This window comes from Bradyrhizobium sp. USDA 4501 (assembly GCF_054062115.1).
Genome location: NZ_JBSSEX010000001.1, coordinates 5272501 through 5291273, shown reverse-complemented (window position 1 = coordinate 5291273; position 18773 = coordinate 5272501). Strand labels below are relative to the sequence as shown.

Below are 18773 nucleotides of genomic sequence, written 5' to 3'. Positions count from 1 at the left end.
GTTCATGGCCGTGCTCCCTTAAACTCGCGTCATGTCGAATTGCGCCTTCTGGCCGGTGCCGTAGCGGCGCAGTGCGCCGTCCTCACCGACCGCGTTCGGCCGCTGGAATATCCAGTTCTGCCACGCCGTGAGGCGGGAGAAGATCTTCGATTCCATGGTCTCCGGGCCGACGAAGCGCAGATTGGCTTCCATGCCGGTGAGACCGTCGGGCGAGAACGAGGTGCGCTCCTCGAAGAACACGCGGACCTCGTCGTCCCAGTCGATGTCGTCGAGCGCGAAGGTGACGAGACCGAGCTCCTCGGCCTCCTCCGCGTCGAGCGCCTTGCCGATCGAGCCTTGCGCGCGCTCCAGATCCGACGGATCGGCCTGGAAGCGCGATTGCAGTCGGGTCAGGCCGTGGCTCATCGGATAGGGCCCGAAATTCATCGCCGTCAGCTCGATCGCCGGCGGCGGGCGGTTGTCGCCCTGCTTCTGGCCGATCAGCATGTAGGAGCGGTCGGCGGCGAACACGAGCTCGGCCAGCGTGCCGACGAAGCAGGAGCCGGGCTCGACCAGCGTCACCAGCGTGCGCGAGGTGACGTCGATGCGCTTGAGCACGCGCTTCCAGTAATGCCTGACCTCGTTGACCAGCCAGTGCGCCTTGTTGGCCTCCAGGAACGCATCATAGGACACGACATTGGCGCGGTCGCCATGGCTCTTGAATACCAGCATCGCGATCTCGAGCTCGTTGATGCGCAGATGCAGGATCGCGTCATCGAGCTCGCGGGCGACCTGCAGCGGCCAGAACGCAGCGCCCTGCGCGATCATGCCGTCGATGTCGGCGGGCGCCGTGGTTTCCGGCGCCTTGATCGAGATGGTGGCGATGCGCGCCGCGCGATCGATGTCGACGCTGACGAAGCCATAGCGGATGGCGCTGTCGTCGATGGTGCGCGTCAGCGGCGCCAGCGCGATGCCCTTGCCGGCGCCGTTGCGCTTCGACTTCGCGGCGAATTCCTTGACGCGCTCGGCCAGCTTGCCCTCGAGCTTGGAGTTCGGCGCGATCTCGTCGACCAGGCGCCAGGAAACGGCGCGCTTGCCCTTGATGCCTTCCTCGATGGTGCAGAAGAAATCGGCATGGTCGCGGCGCACCTTGCGCTTGTCGACGACGCGCGTGAGCCCGCCGGTGCCCGGCAGCACCGCGAGCAGCGGCACTTCCGGCAGCGCGACGGCGGCAGCGCCGTCGTCGGCCATCATGATGTGGTCGGTCGCGAGCGCCAGTTCATAGCCGCCGCCGGCCGCGGTACCGTTGACGACGGTGATGAAGCTCTGCCCGGAATTCTCGCTGGAGTCTTCCAGGCTGTTGCGGGTCTCGTTGGTGAATTTGCAGAAGTTGACCTTGTGGGCATGGGTCGAGCCCGCCAGCATGCGGATGTTGGCGCCGGCGCAGAACACCCGGTTCTTGCCCGAGCGCATCACCACCACCTTGACCTCGGGATGCTCGAAGCGCAGCCGCTGCACGGCGTCGGCAAGCTCGATGTCGACGCCGAGGTCATAGGAATTGAGCTTGAGCTGGTAGCCTTCGAACAGGCCGGCGTTCTCGTCGACGTCCATGGTCAGCGTCGCGACGTCGCCCGCAGCGTCGAGCTTCCAGTGCCGGTAGCGCGACGGGTCGGTCTGGAAGTCGATGTACTTCGCCCCGCCTGCAAGGACGCGCTCGTCACCAGCCATGGGCCACCCTTATCTGTTGTCTTGCTGTTGTTCGTTTGAAGGTTCGTCGTCGAGGTCTTCATGCACAATAATGCATGTTTTTGATCTGGTCTAGTTCAAAACGCAAAAACATGCATTTTGTTTCATGTTCACGAAATTCACTCGCTCGGCCAATGACCTGGCACCGGCACCAAAGGTCAGGCCGCCAGTGCCGGGTCGTCGCGCAGCGCCGCTTTGGCGAATTCGGCGACCGCCTCGAGCGTCACCGCGGGCGCCTCGCGATGCGGCGAATGGCCGGCACCATCGATGGCCGTGACATCGACCGGGCAGTAGCACTCCTCCTGGGCGATCTCGACCTGGCGCATGGTGCCGTACTGGTCGGCCGCGCCCTGCACGATCAGCACGGGCACGCGGATATAGGCGAGATAGTCGGAGATATCCCAGTCGCGGAATGCCGGATCGAGCCAGGCGCCGTTCCAGCCATAGAAGGCGTTGTCGACGTCCTTGTGCCAGCGCGCCAGCTTCTCCTTCAGATTGGTGGTCTCATACGCCGTCTTGATCTCGGCGATCGACTTCACCGAAATGTCCTCCACGATGAAGTGCGGCGCCAGCAGCGCCAGGCCGTGCAGGCGATGGTCCTGATGCGCACCGGCATAGATCGCCGCGATCGACGCGCCGTCGGAATGACCGAGCAGCAAGCCGCGGCGGAAGCCGATCCGGTCGAGCAATTTCGGCAGCACGTCGAGTGCCTCGCGATGCATGTAGTCGACCGGACGCGGCAGCTGCGCCGGCGACGAGGCGCCATAGCCTGATCGCGAATAGACGAATACGCCGGCGCCGGTCGCCGCCTGCAGCTTCTCGGGGAAGTCGCCCCACAGCCCGACGCAGCCGAGGCCTTCATGCAGCATCACGATGGTCGGCGCCGCGTCCGGCGAGGGACCGATCATGCGGTATTCGAGATCGGCGCCGTCGATGCTGAGGAAGCCGGAGGGTTTCAAGTTTGTCATGGTAGGCCTTCCTCATCGTCGTCCCGGCGAAAGCCGGGACCCATAACCACAGGCGTTAGTTGTTGCGCAAAGCTGTTGAACAGCGCCTCTCGAAACGAAGGCCGCGGCGTATGGGTCCCGGCTCCCGTGCGCAATTGCGCACTAGGCCGGGACGACGCGGGGAGCTAGTGCTCGTGTTCCCGCAATTTGAACCGCTGGATCTTTCCGGTCGCCGTCTTCGGCAGATTGTCGACCACATCGATCCAGCGCGGATATTTCCACGGGCCGATCTTCTGCTTGACGTGCTCCTTCAGCGCCTCGTGCAGGCCGGCGACTGAACTGTCCGGCCGCAGCACGACATACGCCTTCGGCTTGAGCAGCCCTTCCGGATCGGCCTCCGGCACGACCGCCGCCTCCAGCACCGCGGGATGGGTGATCAGCGCGCTCTCGACCTCGAACGGTGACACCCAGATGCCGGAGACCTTGAACATGTCGTCGGCGCGGCCGCAGAAGGTGTAGCGGCCGTCGGCATCGCGCGTGTATTTGTCGCCGGTGCGGGTCCAGGCGCCCTCGAAGGTGGCGCGGCTCTTGGCCCGTTGATTCCAGTAGCTCTCGCCGGCCGAGGGCGCATCGACCAAGAGTTCGCCGACCTCGCCGTCCGCGACGTCGGCGCCGATCTCGTTGACCAGCCGCACCTTGTAGCCGGGCACCGGACGGCCGGACGAGCCGTATTTGATGTCGCCGGGCGCATTCGACAAGAAGATGTGCAGCAGCTCGGTCGAGCCGACGCCGTCGAGGATGTCGACGCCGAACCGCGTCTTCCAGGCATTGCCGACCGACTCCGGCAGCGCCTCGCCGGCCGAGGTGCAGACGCGCAGGCGATTGCCGCCGGACTGCGCCTTGGTCGCCTCGTCGTTCAGCATCGCCGCGAACAGGGTCGGCACGCCGAAGAAGATGCTGGGGTGATATTTGTTCATCAGCGCGAACATCACCGCCGGCGTCGGCCGCTCGGAGTTCAACACCGTGGTGGCGCCGACCGACATCGGGAAGGTCAGCGCATTGCCGAGCCCGTAGGCGAAGAACAGCTTGGCCGCCGACAGGCCGACATCATCCTCGCGGATCCCGAGCACCTGCTTGGCGTAGGTCTCCGCGGTCGCCGCGAGATTGGAATGCAGATGGCGCACGCCCTTCGGCATGCCGGTCGAGCCCGACGAATAGAGCCAGAATGCCGGCTCGTCGGCATGGGTCGGCGCGGTGGCGAACACGTCGCTCTCGCGCGCGATCTCATCGGACAGCTTCTTGTGGCCATGCGCATCCTTGCCGGAGACCACGACATGCTCGAGGTCGGGCATCCGCGCGATGATGTCCTTCACGACCGGCAGCAGCGCTTCCGACACGAACAGCACGCGGGCGCGGCAATCACCGAGGATGTAGGCGTATTGCTCCGCGGTCAGCAGCGTGTTGAGCGGCACCGGCACCACGCCGGCGCGGATCGCGCCGAGGAACACGATCGGGAAATCGACCGTGTCCAGCATGATCATGGCGACCCGCTCTTCGCGGCGGACGCCGAGCTGGCGCAGCATGTTGCCGACGCGGCGGGTCTGCTGCTGCAACTGGCCATAGGTGATTTGCGACACCGTATCGTCGAACACGACCTTGTCGCCGCGGCCTTCATCGACGTTGCGGTCGAGCAGCCAGGAGACCGCGTTGTAAGTCATGCTCCGCTCCTCGGACCCGGACGTGCCACGCTTCCCTCTCCTGTGAATTTAAGAATTATAATTCATACAAAGCCACCACGTTGGCTTGCTGTCAATCCTTATCGGCACTATGTTTCCTAGAACCTCGGTCTGATTCAGTCAGGACCGCGCGTCGCACAGGGATCATGACCGCAGCCAACGACCCGGAAACCGACTTCCTTGAACAGCTCGGCCAGCGCGTGCGCACGATGCGCGCCCTGCGCGGCATGTCGCGCAAGGTGCTCGCCAAGGTTTCCGGCATTTCCGAACGCTACATCGCCCAGCTCGAAAGCGGCAAAGGCAATGTCTCGATCGTGCTGCTGCGCCGTGTCGCAGGCGCGATGGGTGCGCATCTCGAGGACCTGATCCCCTCCAGCGAGCCCGTGCCGGACTGGGCCGTGATCCGCGACCTGCTGCGCAAGGCGTCGCCGAACCAGATCGCGCAGGCCAAGGACATGCTCGCCGGCAGCAGCCCGTTGGCGCCGCGGCGCGCCTCGTTCTCCGGCATTGCGCTGATCGGCCTGCGCGGCGCCGGCAAGACCACGCTCGGCCGGATGCTGGCGAAGAAGATCGGCTGGAGCTTTGTCGAGCTCAACAAGGAGATCGAGGCGCAGAACGGCCTCTCGGTCGCCGAGATCATCGCGCTGTACGGCCAGGAAGGCTTCCGCCGCATGGAGCAGGCCGCGCTGACGCAGCTGTTGGCGCGCAAGGAATTGATGGTGCTGGCGACCGGCGGCGGCATCGTCTCCGAGGCGCTGACCTTCGATTTGATCCTGTCGTCGTTCTACACGATCTGGCTGAAGGCCGAGCCGGAGGAGCACATGGCGCGCGTGCGCCGCCAAGGCGATCTGCGCCCGATGGCCGACGACCGCTCGGCGATGGCGGAATTGCGCAACATCCTGGTCAGCCGCGAGCCGCTCTACGCCCGCGCATCGGCGGTGGTCGACACCGCCGGCCTCTCGGTCGACGCCGCCGCCGCGCGGCTGATCGATTCCGTGCGGCCGGTACTGCAGAACGAGGCGCGCGCGTTCGGTCTGCGCAGCGTGGCGCTGTAATCTCACAGCACAAAAAGAAACACTACCCCCGTCATTGCGAGCGAAGCGAAGCAATCCATCTCTCCGCGCGTGTGGATGCATGGATTGCTTCGTCGCTATCGCTCCTCGCAATGACGAACCATGCGATGGTGTGAGAGATCCTCCCCCTACAAGAGTCTGCTCTTCACATCATCAGCACCATCCCGCAGCAGCGGCAGGAAGCGGTCGATCAATTCCTGCATCGGCACGCGATCGACATGCGCGCCCATGTTGATGGCGGCGACGATGGTGCCGTCGTAGCGGTGCACCGGCACCGAGATGGAGCGGAAATGCGGCTCGGCCTCGCGGTCGACCAGTGAATAACCCTGCGCGCGATCGGCGATGATGGTGGCGAGCAGCCTCTTCGGATCGGTCGTGGTCTGCGGCGTCACCGGATCGCGGCGCATCGCCTTCAGCCGCATCGCGAGTTCGGCATCAGTGAGCCGGCCGAGCATCGCGCGGCCGACCGAGGTGCAGAACGCCGGCAGCCGGTAGCCGATGTCGAGACCGGCGGAGAACACGCGGGTCGGGCTCGAACGCGCCACGAACACGACATCGTCGCCGTCGAGCAAGGCGAGCGAGGCGATCTCCTGTGCCGCGCTCGCGATGCGATCGAGCACCGGCTGCAGCACCGTCACCACCTGGTTGGATTGCAGGAACGAGCCCGCGAGCGTCAGCACATGCGGCGTCAGCGTGAACAGCTTGCCGTCGGTCGCGACGAAACCGCCATGCGCGAGCGTGAACAGGATGCGGCGCGCGGTGGCGCGCGGCAGATCGGCGGCGCGCGCCAGATCGCTCAGCGTCGCAGGACCCGACACGGTGCCGAAACACCTGCAGCAGGCGCAGGCCGCGATCGAGCGCCTCGACGAAGTCGGTGGCGCGCTCGTCCTGGTCGGTCCGCTTCAGCTTGGGCATGGCGTTTTAGGTTGGGTCGCGGCTTTGAACGGTTCAAAAATTGCACTTGCTGTCCAAACCAGACATGGCATAATTCGCACATTCGTTCAATAGGCGAACAAACCCAATCCGGGAGACGCCGCCATGATGAGCCAGGAAGCGAACGATCTGATCACCCGCACCGGCCGCAAGGACCCGTGTGGCAGGCTGATGCGGAGTTACTGGCAGCCGGCGGCGCTGGTCGACGAGCTGGAAGGACCGCGCCCGGTTCGGCCGGTGCGGCTGCTTGGCGAAAACCTGGTTCTGTTCCGCGGCGAGGACGGAAGCTACGGGCTGATCGACCGCCACTGCGCGCATCGCGGCGCCGATCTCGCCTTCGGCCGGCTCGAGCATGGCGGGCTGCGCTGCGCCTTCCACGGCTGGCTGTTCGACACGTCAGGCCAGTGCATCGAGACGCCGGCGGAGCCGGCCGGCTCGCAACTCTGCAAGGGCATCAGGCAGCGCTCCTATCCGGTAGTCGAGAAGAGCGGCATCCTGTGGGCCTGGCTCGGCGAAGGCGCCCCGCCCGCCTTTCCGGAGCTCGACTGCTTCGTTGCGCCCGGAAGCCATACGTTTGCGTTCAAGGGCCACATGAACTGCAACTGGCTGCAGGCGCTCGAGGTCGGCATCGATCCGGCGCACGCCTCCTTTCTGCATCGCTTCTTCGAGGACGAGGACACCTCAGCGGCTTACGGCAAGCAGTTCCGCGGCGCCTCGGCCAGCAGCGACATGCCGATGACCAAGATCCTGCGCGAATATGACCGGCCGATCATCAATGTCGAGCACACCGAATATGGCCTGCGCCTGATTGCGCTGCGCGAGCTCGACGCGGAGCGCACCCATGTGCGCGTCACCAACCAGCTGTTCCCGCACGGCTTCGTCATCCCGATGTCGACCGAGATGACGATCACGCAGTGGCACGTGCCGGTCGACGACGAGAACTGCTACTGGTACGCGATCTTCACCAGCTATGCGGCGCCGGTCGACAAGCAGAAGATGCGCGACCAGCGGCTCGAGCTCTATACGCTGCCGGACTACAAGTCGCGCAAGAACAAGAGCAACGATTACGGCTTCGATCCGCACGAGCAGGCGACCGAGACCTATACCGGCATGGGCACCGACATCAATGTCCACGACCAGTGGGCAGTGGAGTCGATGGGGGCGATTCAGGACCGCACCAACGAGCATCTCGGCCAGAGCGACAAGGCGATCGTGCAGTACCGCCGCCTGCTGCGGCAGGAGATCGAGAAGGTCTCCGGCGGCGAGAAGCCGATGCTGTTCCTCGACGACGCCTCCGCGCGCAGTATCCAGGGCCCGGCCACGATGGACGGCATCGGCCCGACCCAGGGCTGGGAGCTCTACTGGATGGAAGTCGACGTCAAGCGCCGCCGCGGCGCACCATGGGCAGCTCCCGTGCCGCGCGAGATCGCCGGCAAGGTGCATCATCTGACGGCGGCGGAGTGAAGATGGTATCAATGGCTCCGCATTGTATCCTTCACCTCGCCCCGCTTGCGGGGAGAGGTCGGATCGCGTTAGCGATCCGGGTGAGGGGGTACAGGTCTATCGGCATATCGAGTCGGCGGAGAGAGCCCCTCACCCCGACCCTCTCCCCGCGAAGAGCGGGGCGAGGGAGAAGTGAAGGAGTGACGCGGTGAGCTTCGTCGAGCGTCACGGCCTGTGGTCGGATGAGCAGAAGGAGGCCGCACAACGCCTCCGCCGCATTGTCGAGGAGAAGAACCTCGAAGTCATCCGCCTGTCGTTCCCCGACCAGCACGGCATCCTGCGCGGCAAGACGCTGATCGCCGGCGAAGCGGTGCGCTCGCTGGAAAGCGGCTGCTCCATCACCACGACGATGCTCGCCAAGGACACCTCGCACAAGACGGTGTTTCCGGTGTTCACATCAGGCGGCGGCTTCGGCATGAAGGAGATGGAAGGCGCGGCCGACGTGCTGATGGTCGCCGACCCCACCACCTTCCGCGTGCTGCCTTGGGCGCAAAACACCGGCTGGCTGCTCTGCGACCTCTATTTCAGCGACGGCCGGCCGGTGCCGTTCGCGACCCGCAACCTCTATCGCAAGGTGCTCGATCAGCTCGCCGGCCGCGGCTACGATTTCGTCGCCGGCCTCGAGGTCGAATTCCACCTGTTCAAGCTCGACGACGCCCACATGGCGCCGGAGGATGCCGGCCAGCCCGGACGGCCGCCGTCGGTCAGCCTGCTATCGCACGGCTATCAATACCTCACCGAGCAGCGCTACGACCTGATGGAGCCGGCGCTCGAGATCATCCGCCGCGACATCATCGCGCTCGACCTGCCGTTGCGCTCGGTCGAGGTCGAATTCGGTCCGAGCCAGTGCGAATTCACTTTCGCACCGACTGTCGGTCTTGCGCCGGCCGACACCATGGTACTGTTTCGTTCGGCAGTGAAGCAGATCGCGCGCCGCCACGGCTATCACGCGACCTTCATGTGCCGGCCGAAACTGCCGAACGTGTTCGCGAGCGGCTGGCACCTGCACCAGTCGCTGGTGTCGCGCGCCAATGGCGAGAACGTCTTCATGGCCAAGGAGACCGGCGAGCCGCTCAGTGCGCTCGGCCGCGGCTGGCTCGCCGGCCTGATCGAGCACGCCCGGGCCTCGACCGTGTTCACGACGCCGACCATCAACGGCTACAAGCGCTACCGCTCCTATTCGCTGGCGCCGGACCGCGCGATCTGGGGCCGCGACAACCGCGGCGTGATGATCCGCGTGCTCGGCGGCGCCGGCGATCCGGCAACCCGGCTGGAGAACCGGATCGGCGAACCAGCCGCCAATCCCTATCTCTACATGGCAAGCCAGATCCTCTCCGGCCTCGACGGCGTCGACCGCAAGCTCGACCCCGGCCCGTCGGCCGACACGCCCTACGAGGCCAAGGCCGCGCTGTTGCCGAAGTCGCTGCGCGAGGCCGTGTTCGCGCTCAACGACGATCCGTTCTTCCGTCAGGCGCTGGGGCCGGAGTTCGTGGACTATTACGTCTTCATCAAGAACGCGGAGATCGAACGCTTCCAGGCCGAGGTGTCGGACTGGGAGCACCGCGAATATTTCGAGATGTTTTGACGGAAGCGTCGGCGCAGGCGCTCCGCCGCTCTAGAGCATGATCCGGAAAAGTGTGAAGCGATTTTCCGCAAAGATCATGCTCAAACAAAGAGCTAAAGCGCGATGACGATTCAACCCAATCTCATCGCGCTTTAGACGCTTGCAAGGTGAGCCGCGACGGCCGCTTCGTTCCATTCCAGACCGACACCAGGCGTGTCGGGAATATGCAAAAGACCATCCTTGATTTCATACGGCCGTTCGAGAATCGGATCGGCCCAGTCCTGCCATTCCAACCAGTGAGCAGTCTCGGTTGCGCGCATGACGTGAGCGGCGACTTCCGGATAAAGATGCGTTGAGATGGGGATACCCGCGGCGCCGGCGATCGCAGCCGCCCGCATCCAGCCCGTCACTCCGCCGATACGCATGAAATCCGGCATCACCAGGTCGCAGGCCTTTCTCGCGATCGCCTTATGCATCTCCCTCGGACCATAGAAGTTCTCGCCGATCTGGATCGGCGTCTTCAGCTCCGCCGCCAGTCGGGCGTGCCCGTCGAGATTGTCATAGACGACGGGCTCCTCGATCCAGTCGAGGCCATAGTCATCGATCGTATGGCACCGCTCGATGGCTTCGGCGAGATTTAGCCCCTGGTTGTAGTCCACCATCAAATGCATGCGATCCCCGACTGCTTTTCGAACGGCGTCGAGGGTCGTCAGATCCTCGCGCGGATCGCTTCTGCCGAGGCGCAATTTCAGGGCTGAGAACCCTCCTTCGTCGCGCAATTCCAAAGCCTCGGCCGCGACGGCGGCCGGCTCCTTCAGCCAAAGGCCCGTTGCTATTGTAGGATCTCACGGCGCCGACCGTCGCCCCCAACAGCACGCACAGCGGCTTGTTTGCGGCTTTCGCCAACGCATCCCACGCGGCCATGTCGAGGCCCGACGCCGCGATCATCGACAATCCCTCATAGCCGACAAAGTGAAGCGATTTGCGCGCCGCCTCGAACAACTCGACAGGCGCCACGCTCCGACCTCTGAGCAATTCGCCGAGATCATGCAACGCCGGAACCAGATATCGCAGCGATTTCACGATGTAAGGCTCGAGATAGCTTCGCCCGACAATGCCCTCCTCCGTCACCAGATCGATGAGGACGAGCGGCCACTCCGATATCGTGACAATGCGCGCGACCACGGGCCGCTTCAGCTTGAGCACCACCGGACGAGCTTTGATTTCTCTGAGCGTCAACGAATCGGGCATGGCAATGGCTTTCGCAGCGCGAGGAAGCTGGCTGGCGCGGGCCGAAAAATCCCGGAAGCCATTCCAATTGGTTTTTCAACCGATGTAAATTCACTACCCGGTATATTTAAGAGGTGACTGCATGGCGCGATCTGCAGAACCGACACGGCGGCGCATCCTTGCTGCCGCATACGTCCTGTTTCGACAGCGCGGATATAGCCGCGTAAGCATGGACGAAATCGCATCGGCGACGAGGGTGACGAAGCGCACGCTCTACAATCATTTTCAAAGCAAGGATCAGCTGCTCGCCTTCGTGCTCGAAGCTCAGAACGAACTGGCCCTGGCCGCGTTCGCGACGTTCGGCGACAAGCTATCCGGCTCGCCGGCGGCGATCATCGACGGTCTGTTCCGCGACCTCGCGGTCTGGGCAGACAGGCCGCGATGGGCCGGCTCGGGATTCACCAGGCTGGTCATCGAGCTGGCCGATCTCCCTGGCCATCCCGCACGCGCAATTGCGCGCCGGCACAAGGCCTTGCTCGAAACCCATCTCGGCGCGCTGCTGAAGCGCGCCGGCGTCCGCGAGGCTGACCGCCGCGCACGCGAGATCTGGCTGCTGTCCGAGGGCGCGATCTCCCTGATGCTGGTGCATGGCGATCGCGCCTATGCAGCAGCAGCGGCCGACGCAGCGAAACGACTGCTGCGAGGCTCTTCACGATAAGCCGCGGCAGCCCGCCTCTCTGATCCGTCATCCTGAGAGTCTGAGGAGCGCGTAGCGCGTCTCGAAGGATGCACGGCCACCAGCCGGGCCATCGATCCTTCGAGACGCCTGCTACGCAGGCTCCTCAGGATGACGGCGATACGGCAATGCTTGCTGCTCAAATCCCGAGATACTTGTGCTGCAGATCCGGCTCGGCGAGCAGCTGCTCGCTGGTGCCGCTCCACACCGTGCGGCCGCGCTCGATGATGTAATGGCGGTCGGCGATGCGGGCGAGGTTTCCGACGTTCTTGTCGATCACCAGCACCGACTGGCCGCGCTCCTTCAGCATCGACAGGCAGCTCCAGATCTCGTCGCGGATCAGGGGCGCAAGACCCTCGGTCGCCTCGTCGAGGATCAGCAATTTCGGATTGGTCATCAGCGCGCGGCCGATCGCCAGCATCTGCTGCTCGCCGCCGGACAGCGTGACGCCCATATTGTTCGTGCGTTCGGCGAGCCGCGGAAACAGCGCGTGGATCCTGTCGATGGTCCAAGGATCGGAGGCACTGAAGCGATTGCCCGACGCGGCGACGAGATTTTCGCGCACCGTGAGGTTGGGGAAGATCTGGCGGCCTTCCGGCACCAGGCCGATGCCGAGCTTTGCGATCTTGTAGGACGGCAGGCCGCGCACCGCCTCGCCGGCGAAGCGGATGGCGCCTGACCGCGCCGGCGTCAGGCCCATGATCGAGCGGATCGTCGTGGTCTTGCCCATGCCATTGCGGCCCATCAGCGCGACCATCTCGCCCGACTTGATCTGGAGCGACAGGCCGAACAGCACCTGGCTCAGCCCGTAGCAGGTCTCGATGCCATCCACTTCAAGCAGGGTTTCAGCCATTCTGGTATCAGCCATGGCGCGTCACCGCATGCTGTTCGCCGAGATAGGCGCGCTTGACCTCGTCGTGCTTGCGGATCGCATCCGGCACGTCGCAGGCGATGACACGGCCATAGACCAGCACCGTGATGCGGTCGGCCAGCGCGAACACCGCCTCCATGTCGTGCTCGACCAGCACGATGGTGACTTCCTTGCGCAGCTCCTTCAGCAGCGCGACCATCCGCGCAGATTCGGTGACGCCGAGCCCGGCCATCGGCTCGTCCAGCAGCAACAGTTGCGGCCTGGTGGCGAGCGCGACCGCGAGCTCGAGCTCGCGCTGCTCGCCATGGCTCAACTGCGACACCACGATATCGGCGCGCGTGCCGAGGCCGACGCGCTCGAGCGCCGCGCGCGCGGCCTCGCGCAGATGCCGTTCCTTGCGCGCATTGCCCCAGAAGCGGAACGAGTGGCCGTCATGCGCCTGCGCCGCCAGCGCGACATTGTCGATCGCGGAGAAATCCTTCAGCAGCGAGGTGATCTGGAACGAGCGCGCCAGCCCGAGGCGGCTGCGCTTGTAGGACGGCAGGTTCGTGACGTCGCGGCCGGCGAAGCGGATGGTGCCGGAGTTCGGCATCACCTGTCCGGTGAGCTGGCTGATCAGCGTGGTCTTGCCGGCGCCGTTGGGGCCGATGATGGCGTGCAATTCGCCTGGCACCACCTCCATCGAGAGGTTGTCGGTCGCGGTGATGCCGCCGAAGCGGCGGACCAGATTGTCGACGCGGAGCAAGGGATCAGGCAAGGAATCAGCCACGGCGCATCCTCCCGAGCAGGCCCATGATGCCGCCGCGCGCGAACAGCACGATCAGGAGCAGCACCGGACCGAGGATCAGCCCCGAATATTCGGTGAACTGCGACAGCAGCTCCTCGAGCAGGAGATAGACGATCGCGCCGATGACGGGACCGAACAGCGAGCCCATGCCGCCGAGGATCACCATCACCATGAGATCGCCGGAGCGGGTCCAGTACATCACGGCGGGGCTGACGAAATCGGTGTTGTTGGCAAGCAGCGCGCCGGCCAGGCCGCAGATCGTGCCTGATATCACGAAGCAGACCAGGCGGTAGCGATTGGCATGGAAGCCGATCGCCTGCATGCGCTGCTCGTTGGAGCGGACGCCCTGCACCACGAGGCCGAAGCGCGAATTGACGATGCGCCAGATCAGGTAGAGGCCGCCGAACAGGCAGGCCAGGCAGAGGTAATAGAACTGGTTGCGATCCGACAGGTTGATCAGGCCGGCGAAATCGCTGCGCTTGTAGACGGTGAGCCCGTCGTCGCCGCCGTAGCGCGACAGCGCGGAGGCGATGTAGTAGGCCATCTGCGCAAAGGCCAGCGTGATCATGATGAAGTAGACGCCGCGGGTGCGCAAACTGAGCGCGCCGATCAGCAGCGCAAACAGCGCCGAGACGGCGAGCGCCACCGGCCACTGGATGAAGCCGGAGCCGATGCCCTCGGCGGCGAGGATGCCGACGGCATAGCCGCCGATGCCGAGATAGGCGGCGTGGCCAAAGCTCATCATGCCGCCATAGCCCATGATCAGATTGAGGCTCGCGGCGGCGAGCGCGAAGATCACGATCCGGGTGAACAGCGTGAGGATGAAGATATTGCCCGTGACCGCCGAATAGAGCGGCAGCAGCATCAGGGCGGCGCACATCAGCGCCGCGACCGCATTGGAGACGTTGAGCTTTCGCATCATCGTTTGGCCGCCGGGAACAGCCCCTCGGGCCGCAGCACAAGGATGATGGCCATCAGGAGGTAGATCAGCATCGAGGACAGCGCCGGCGCCGCGGTGGACGCCGCCGCCCCGCTCAGCACCTTGCGCAGCAGGTCCGGCAGGAAGGCGCGGCCCATCGTGTCGATGATGCCGACGAAGATCGCGGCCATGAACGCGCCGCGGATCGAGCCGATGCCGCCGATCACGATGATGACGAAGGCCAGGATCAGGATGTTCTCGCCCATGCCGATCTGCACGGTGAGGATCGGTGCCTGCATCAGCCCGGCGAGGCCGGCGAGCGCCGCGCCAAGGCCGAACACCAGCGTGAACAGCAGCTTGATGTTGATGCCGAGCGCCCCGATCATCTCGCGGTTGGAGGCCCCGGCGCGGATCAGCATGCCGATGCGGGTACGCATCACGACGAGATAGAGCATTGCTGCGACCGCCAGCGCGACCACGATGATCATGAGGCGGTAGGCCGGATAGTAAACGCCGGGAATGATCTGCACCGGCACGGTGAGCCAGGCCGGCAGCGGCAGCGCGAGGCCCGCCGGGCCCCAGATCAGCCGGACGGCGTCGTTGAAGAACAGGATCAGACCGAACGTCGCCAGCACCTGGTCGAGATGGTCGCGGCCATAGAGATGCCTGAGCGCGACATATTCCAGCACGATGCCGAGCAGCAGCGTGGCGCCCAGCGCCATCAGCGCGCCGAGCACGAAGCTGCCGGTCCAGGCCACGAAGGTCGCCGCGAAATAGGCGCCCATCATGTAGAGCGAGCCGTGCGCCAGATTGACGAAGTCCATGATGCCGAACACCAGCGTCAGCCCGGCCGCCAGCAGGAACAGCAGGAGGCCGAATTGCAGGCCGTTCAGCAGTTGTTCGACGACGAGATACATGGATCCTTCATACCGGGCTGAAACAAAACAGCGGCAGCGCAAGCACGCCGCCGCATTGCACATTGCGGGTTCTCCCTCGCCCCGCTCTTGCGGGGAGAAGGGTTGGGGTGAGGGGCTCTTTCCGCAAACCGAATGCCGGTAAAGAGCCCCTCACCCAATCGCTTCGCGATTGACCTCTCCCCGCAAGAGCGGGGCGAGGTAAAGAGAAGCAAGCCGCGCGCCAAAAAGACGCCCGACAATCACTTCATCGGACACTTGTCGTGGAAGCGGTCCTGGTCGTCCTTGACGATGGTCGCGACCGTCTTCAGCGAGAGCTGGCCCTCGGCGTCCTTGACCACGTCCTGCAGATAGAAGTTCTGGATCGGAATGTGGTTGTTGCCGTACTTGAACGGACCGCGCACCGATTTGAAGTTCACCTTCTCCATCTCGGCCTTCATCGCGTCCTTCTTCGTCAGGTCGCCCTTCACCGCGACCACGGCGCTGTTGATGAGGTTGGCAGCGTCGTAGGACTGTGCGCCGTAGAAGGTCGGCCGCAGGCCGGGATACTTCTTGCGGTAGTCGGCGACGAACTTCTTGTTCTCCTCGTTGGGCAGGTCGTTGACCCATTGCTGCGCGCCGGGAACGCCGAGCGCATTGTCCTTCTGCAACGGCAGCGACAATTCGTCGATGGTGAAGGCGGTGTAGAGCGGAATCTGCTGCTTGATACCGGCCTGCGCATACTGGTTCAGGAACTGCACGCCGGCCGCGCCCGGATAGAACACGAAGATCGACTCGGCCTTGGAGTTCTTCGCCTTGGTGAGCTCGGCGGAGAAGTCGAGCTGGCTCGGCCACACCGTATATTCCTCGCCGACGACCTGGCCCTTGAACGTGCTCTTGACGCCGGCCAGCATGTCCTTGCCCGCGGCGTAGTTCGGGCCGATCAGGAACACCGACTTGACGCCCTTCTGGTTCATGTAGGTGCCGACCGCCTGCGGGGTCTGGTCATTCTGCCAGGAGGTCGAGAACACGTAAGGCGAGCACAGTTCGCCGGCGAGCTGCGACGGACCGGCATTGGCCGAGATCAGGAAGGTCTTGGAATCGACCGCGGTCTTCAGCGACGCCAGCAGCACGTTCGACCAGATGTAGCCGACGATGAAGTCGACCTTGTCGGACTGCACCAGCTTCTCGGTCTTCTGCTTGCCGACATCCGGCTTCTGCTGGTCGTCCTCGTAGATCACCTCGACCGGCTTGCCGTCGATCTTGCGGCCGAGATGGTCGAGCGCGAGTTCGAAGGAATTGCGCATGTCGTTGCCGATCACGGCGGTCGGACCGCTGAAGGTCGAGACGAAGCCGATCTTGACGCTGTCAGCCGCCATCGCGGGCTGCGCCAGCGCCATAGCCATGGCGCCTGCCAGCCAAAATGCCTTTTTCATATTCACTCCCCTCCTCAACCAAAGATCCCACGAGGCTCGATCACGAGGGCCCGGGGGGTCACGCTTTGCGCGCGTCGTTCTGTGACGTATTTTGTGCGCGATATCGCAAGTCTGCAGCAAGCATGAACCGACGGCGCTGACTTAGAACCTTCGGCGCATACCCCAGCACCTTGCATCATAATTCGTCTAAATCGACCATGGCAAGAAATATAATGCCGGTTGCGTGGGCAACGATTGTCGCAGGCACCGGCCTTCCGCAACGACCCACGCCCGCACTGCAGCAGGCTTTAACGATCCGGTAAAGCACCCGGAAACCACAGGCCGGCAAGCGCCTGCGGGCTTCATGGTCCGGAAAGCATCCCTGGCCGACGCTGCCGCCAAAGGGGTGCGTCACATGCTGAATTACATCTTCGGCTTCAATGCCCGGATGGGCCGACTGGCTTTCTTCTTCTGCACCTTCGTGGTGGGCCTCGGCTTTATGATGCTGGTCTACGGCGTCACCGGCAACGCACCGGCGAGCGGCAGTATGGACGTGCTGCTGGCGCAGGCATCGAGCAACTCCGTGCTGGTCATTGCCTTCTACGGCATGCTCGTCATCTGCTTCATGCTGCAATCGATGCGGGTGCGCGACATGGGCTGGGATCCGGTCTGCGTGATGGCGGCATGGATCGCCCTCCTCGTGCTCGACAGGGCGATTGCCGGACGATTTCCCGAATATGCGCTGACCTATCAGCACACCGAAACGGTGGTCGGCGCCGCCGTCAATGGCGCAATGAACATCGTCCTGCTGGTCTGGCGGAGCGGCGGCTATTACGAAGAAGCCCCGCCATCGCCGCGCGAGACCGGCGGCGATGGCCCGTTCGAAAGACGCAGTACGCCGGCCGCAGGCGGTAGCCGCGTCGCACGGATCGCCAACGGCGAGTTCGGCGGCAAGACGCGGTAGCAGCCGTCGTCGCGACAGCAGGGACCCATAACCACAGGATCAGATTGTTGAAGAGCGCTGGGGCCCCAGCGACCAAGACGATTCCCATTGGTGGTTATGGGTCCCGGATCGCGCGGAGCCTGTCATCGGGCGGCGCTTCGCGCCGACCCGTTGGCTTGTCCGGGACGACGCGGAATTTGCCGCGCGATCACTGAGCCAAAGGCTGGCGGCGAGGGCCGATTACCCCTTGTCCACCGCCCATTCGGCGCCGTCGATCGCATAGGACGCGTGGCGGAAATCCCTGATCGTCGCAACCTTGTCGGCCGACCAGTCGAGCAGCATGAACGATCGCGGCGGCGCGTCCAGAGCGGTCGGGTCGAACACCAAGATCGCGGGCCGTCCCTCGACCTGTCCGGTCACCAGGTGCCAGTCGTCGATCTTCGAATAATTGCCGAAGTAGCGCGACACCTCGGCCTTGCCGTTCAGCCGCGTGCGGTTAACGAGCTCGAGCCTGATGTCATCGGCGATCATGGCGCGGATGGCGTCGAAGTCACGGGCGTTGAAATGGCTGACATAGGCGTTGAGCCTGACGCGATCGGCCGGCGACAGGCCGGGCCGCGGCGCGTCGTCCGGCTCGCTGGCAAACTCGCGCAGCTGCGTGCGTCCACGGTGCAGCGCGGCCTTCACCGCGGGCAGGCTGAAATCCATGATGCCGCAGATCTCCTGCAGCGAGCAGCCGAGCACGTCCATCAGGATCACGCTGGAACGCTGCGCCACCGGCAAGCGCATGAAGGTGCGCAGGCTGGTCGCGGCGATCTCGCGGCGGCCCAAATCATCGAGCTCTCCGGCCATCATGTCCACCTCCTCCGGCGCGTGGAGCGCTTCCTGGCGGTTGCGCCGCCTGAGGAAATCGAGCGCGGTGTTGTGCGCGATCCGGAACAGCCAGGCTTGCGGATTCTGGATCGGCGCGGCGGACCCGAAGGCTTCCACCGCCTTGATCAGCGCGTCCTGCAGCACATCCTCGCCGTCGATGACGGATCCGACCATGCGGGCGCAGTAGCGATGCAGCCTCGGCCGCATCGCCGCCAACAGCGTGTCGACGTCGGTCGCGGCCGGCGCTTGGTGTGGTGACGTCATGATGGCTCCGCCAGATCGGTGCACTGCCCGCCGGTTCACGGCTCATCCAGCATACGATAATTCCCGACAATCACCGCACTGCGAACCAGCGGCGGCTCGGCGCAACGATCGCGGATGCCGTCCTGGAACGCCTGGAACGCGGCCAGTTTCGGGATCGGGCTCGAACCGTCCTCGGCCGTGGTCTCGACCATGTGGATGAAGGTATCGTCCTCCAGCCGCAGGGTCAGATAGCGCACGCCGTCGGGCCTCGCCGCCTTCAGCTCGGCGAACACGGCCGACACCAGCGCTGCATTCTTCTCCGCCATCTCCGGCTTCGCCTTGTACCTGATCAGGGTCCGTCTCATCGCGGCCTCCTTGGCCT

General features: G+C 64.6%; 16 protein-coding genes and 2 pseudogenes. 5 read left to right on the top strand and 13 right to left on the bottom strand.

Annotated elements, in window-relative coordinates; all coding sequences use genetic code 11:
• Nucleotides 1–18: 18 nt before the first annotated feature.
• The 3 genes from boxC to ACVWZM_RS24070 form a co-directional block, all read right to left on the bottom strand.
• A complete protein-coding gene (gene boxC / locus ACVWZM_RS24080; protein ID WP_456855136.1) occupies nucleotides 19–1707 on the bottom strand; it encodes a 2,3-epoxybenzoyl-CoA dihydrolase in 1689 nt (562 codons plus the stop codon).
• A gap of 176 nt (nucleotides 1708–1883) precedes the next feature.
• Entirely contained in the window at nucleotides 1884–2693 is an 810-nt protein-coding gene (locus tag ACVWZM_RS24075) for an alpha/beta fold hydrolase (protein ID WP_253588711.1), read from the bottom strand.
• Nucleotides 2694–2857: 164 nt separating this feature from the next.
• A complete protein-coding gene (locus ACVWZM_RS24070; RefSeq protein ID WP_456855135.1) occupies nucleotides 2858–4390 on the bottom strand; it encodes a benzoate-CoA ligase family protein in 1533 nt (510 codons plus the stop codon).
• Between the two features lie 80 nt (nucleotides 4391–4470).
• Between ACVWZM_RS24070 and ACVWZM_RS24065 the strand changes: the two genes are divergently transcribed.
• The gene (locus ACVWZM_RS24065) at nucleotides 4471–5463 is read left to right on the top strand and encodes a helix-turn-helix transcriptional regulator (protein ID WP_256527828.1); all 993 of its coding nucleotides are present in this window, start codon (nucleotides 4471–4473) and stop codon (nucleotides 5461–5463) included.
• Between the two features lie 146 nt (nucleotides 5464–5609).
• Here the strand turns inward: ACVWZM_RS24065 and ACVWZM_RS24060 are convergent.
• Nucleotides 5610–6396, bottom strand: a pseudogene (locus tag ACVWZM_RS24060) (IclR family transcriptional regulator domain-containing protein).
• A 123-nt stretch (nucleotides 6397–6519) separates the two neighbouring features.
• Here ACVWZM_RS24060 and ACVWZM_RS24055 point away from each other — a divergent pair.
• Together ACVWZM_RS24055 and ACVWZM_RS24050 are read left to right on the top strand one after the other, a co-directional pair.
• Nucleotides 6520–7878, top strand: a complete 1359-nt coding sequence (locus tag ACVWZM_RS24055) for an aromatic ring-hydroxylating dioxygenase subunit alpha (RefSeq protein ID WP_456855134.1) — start codon at nucleotides 6520–6522, stop codon at nucleotides 7876–7878.
• A gap of 187 nt (nucleotides 7879–8065) precedes the next feature.
• Entirely contained in the window at nucleotides 8066–9502 is a 1437-nt protein-coding gene (locus tag ACVWZM_RS24050) for a glutamine synthetase family protein (RefSeq protein WP_310882343.1), read from the top strand.
• Nucleotides 9503–9633: 131 nt separating this feature from the next.
• On the opposite strand, the gene ACVWZM_RS24045 is transcribed toward ACVWZM_RS24050, so the two are convergent.
• On the bottom strand, nucleotides 9634–10260 hold the full coding sequence (locus tag ACVWZM_RS24045) for an enolase C-terminal domain-like protein (RefSeq protein WP_456855133.1): 627 nt from the start codon (nucleotides 10258–10260) through the stop codon (nucleotides 9634–9636).
• 145 nt (nucleotides 10261–10405) lie between these two features.
• Nucleotides 10406–10732 (bottom strand): annotated as a pseudogene (locus tag ACVWZM_RS24040) (enolase C-terminal domain-like protein); the annotation flags it as partial.
• 121 nt (nucleotides 10733–10853) lie between these two features.
• Between ACVWZM_RS24040 and ACVWZM_RS24035 the strand changes: the two are divergent.
• Nucleotides 10854–11429 (top strand): TetR/AcrR family transcriptional regulator, encoded by a 576-nt coding sequence (locus ACVWZM_RS24035; RefSeq protein WP_028340504.1) that lies wholly within the window; start codon nucleotides 10854–10856, stop codon nucleotides 11427–11429.
• 157 nt (nucleotides 11430–11586) lie between these two features.
• On the opposite strand, the gene ACVWZM_RS24030 is transcribed toward ACVWZM_RS24035, so the two are convergent.
• The 5 genes from ACVWZM_RS24030 to ACVWZM_RS24010 all read right to left on the bottom strand — a co-directional run bounded on the left by ACVWZM_RS24030 (nucleotide 11587) and on the right by ACVWZM_RS24010 (nucleotide 16353).
• On the bottom strand, nucleotides 11587–12300 hold the full coding sequence (locus tag ACVWZM_RS24030) for an ABC transporter ATP-binding protein (protein ID WP_456785533.1): 714 nt from the start codon (nucleotides 12298–12300) through the stop codon (nucleotides 11587–11589).
• A 7-nt stretch (nucleotides 12301–12307) separates the two neighbouring features.
• Entirely contained in the window at nucleotides 12308–13075 is a 768-nt protein-coding gene (locus ACVWZM_RS24025) for an ABC transporter ATP-binding protein (protein WP_168858701.1), read from the bottom strand.
• A 4-nt stretch (nucleotides 13076–13079) separates the two neighbouring features.
• On the bottom strand, nucleotides 13080–14027 hold the full coding sequence (locus ACVWZM_RS24020) for a branched-chain amino acid ABC transporter permease (RefSeq protein WP_375166544.1): 948 nt from the start codon (nucleotides 14025–14027) through the stop codon (nucleotides 13080–13082).
• Nucleotides 14024–14941, bottom strand: a complete 918-nt coding sequence (locus ACVWZM_RS24015; RefSeq protein WP_018269575.1) for a branched-chain amino acid ABC transporter permease — start codon at nucleotides 14939–14941, stop codon at nucleotides 14024–14026. Before ACVWZM_RS24015 ends, ACVWZM_RS24020 begins: the two co-directional genes overlap by 4 nt.
• Nucleotides 14942–15180: 239 nt before the next feature.
• The gene (locus ACVWZM_RS24010) at nucleotides 15181–16353 is read right to left on the bottom strand and encodes an ABC transporter substrate-binding protein (RefSeq protein ID WP_168859335.1); all 1173 of its coding nucleotides are present in this window, start codon (nucleotides 16351–16353) and stop codon (nucleotides 15181–15183) included.
• 394 nt (nucleotides 16354–16747) lie between these two features.
• Here ACVWZM_RS24010 and ACVWZM_RS24005 point away from each other — a divergent pair, with 394 nt between their 5' ends.
• Nucleotides 16748–17296, top strand: coding sequence for a DUF805 domain-containing protein (locus ACVWZM_RS24005; RefSeq protein ID WP_456778677.1), 549 nt, complete (start codon nucleotides 16748–16750; stop codon nucleotides 17294–17296).
• Nucleotides 17297–17515: 219 nt separating this feature from the next.
• Here ACVWZM_RS24005 and ACVWZM_RS24000 read toward each other — a convergent pair whose 3' ends face one another.
• Both ACVWZM_RS24000 and ACVWZM_RS23995 read right to left on the bottom strand, forming a co-directional pair.
• Entirely contained in the window at nucleotides 17516–18412 is an 897-nt protein-coding gene (locus ACVWZM_RS24000) for a sigma-70 family RNA polymerase sigma factor (RefSeq protein ID WP_253638518.1), read from the bottom strand.
• Nucleotides 18413–18447: 35 nt separating this feature from the next.
• Nucleotides 18448–18756 (bottom strand): hypothetical protein, encoded by a 309-nt coding sequence (locus ACVWZM_RS23995; protein WP_057019474.1) that lies wholly within the window; start codon nucleotides 18754–18756, stop codon nucleotides 18448–18450.
• Nucleotides 18757–18773 lie beyond the last annotated feature (17 nt).

Coding starts and splice junctions, on each gene's coding strand:
- boxC (WP_456855136.1), bottom strand. CDS start 1,707: ATGGCTGGTGACGAGCGCGTCCTTGCAGGCGGGGCGAAGTACATCGAC.
- ACVWZM_RS24075 (WP_253588711.1), bottom strand. CDS start 2,693: ATGACAAACTTGAAACCCTCCGGCTTCCTCAGCATCGACGGCGCCGAT.
- ACVWZM_RS24070 (WP_456855135.1), bottom strand. CDS start 4,390: ATGACTTACAACGCGGTCTCCTGGCTGCTCGACCGCAACGTCGATGAA.
- ACVWZM_RS24055 (WP_456855134.1), top strand. CDS start 6,520: ATGATGAGCCAGGAAGCGAACGATCTGATCACCCGCACCGGCCGCAAG.
- ACVWZM_RS24035 (WP_028340504.1), top strand. CDS start 10,854: ATGGCGCGATCTGCAGAACCGACACGGCGGCGCATCCTTGCTGCCGCA.
- ACVWZM_RS24030 (WP_456785533.1), bottom strand. CDS start 12,300: ATGGCTGAAACCCTGCTTGAAGTGGATGGCATCGAGACCTGCTACGGG.
- ACVWZM_RS24020 (WP_375166544.1), bottom strand. CDS start 14,027: ATGATGCGAAAGCTCAACGTCTCCAATGCGGTCGCGGCGCTGATGTGC.
- ACVWZM_RS24015 (WP_018269575.1), bottom strand. CDS start 14,941: ATGTATCTCGTCGTCGAACAACTGCTGAACGGCCTGCAATTCGGCCTC.
- ACVWZM_RS24010 (WP_168859335.1), bottom strand. CDS start 16,353: ATGAAAAAGGCATTTTGGCTGGCAGGCGCCATGGCTATGGCGCTGGCG.
- ACVWZM_RS24005 (WP_456778677.1), top strand. CDS start 16,748: ATGCTGAATTACATCTTCGGCTTCAATGCCCGGATGGGCCGACTGGCT.
- ACVWZM_RS24000 (WP_253638518.1), bottom strand. CDS start 18,412: ATGACGTCACCACACCAAGCGCCGGCCGCGACCGACGTCGACACGCTG.
- ACVWZM_RS23995 (WP_057019474.1), bottom strand. CDS start 18,756: ATGAGACGGACCCTGATCAGGTACAAGGCGAAGCCGGAGATGGCGGAG.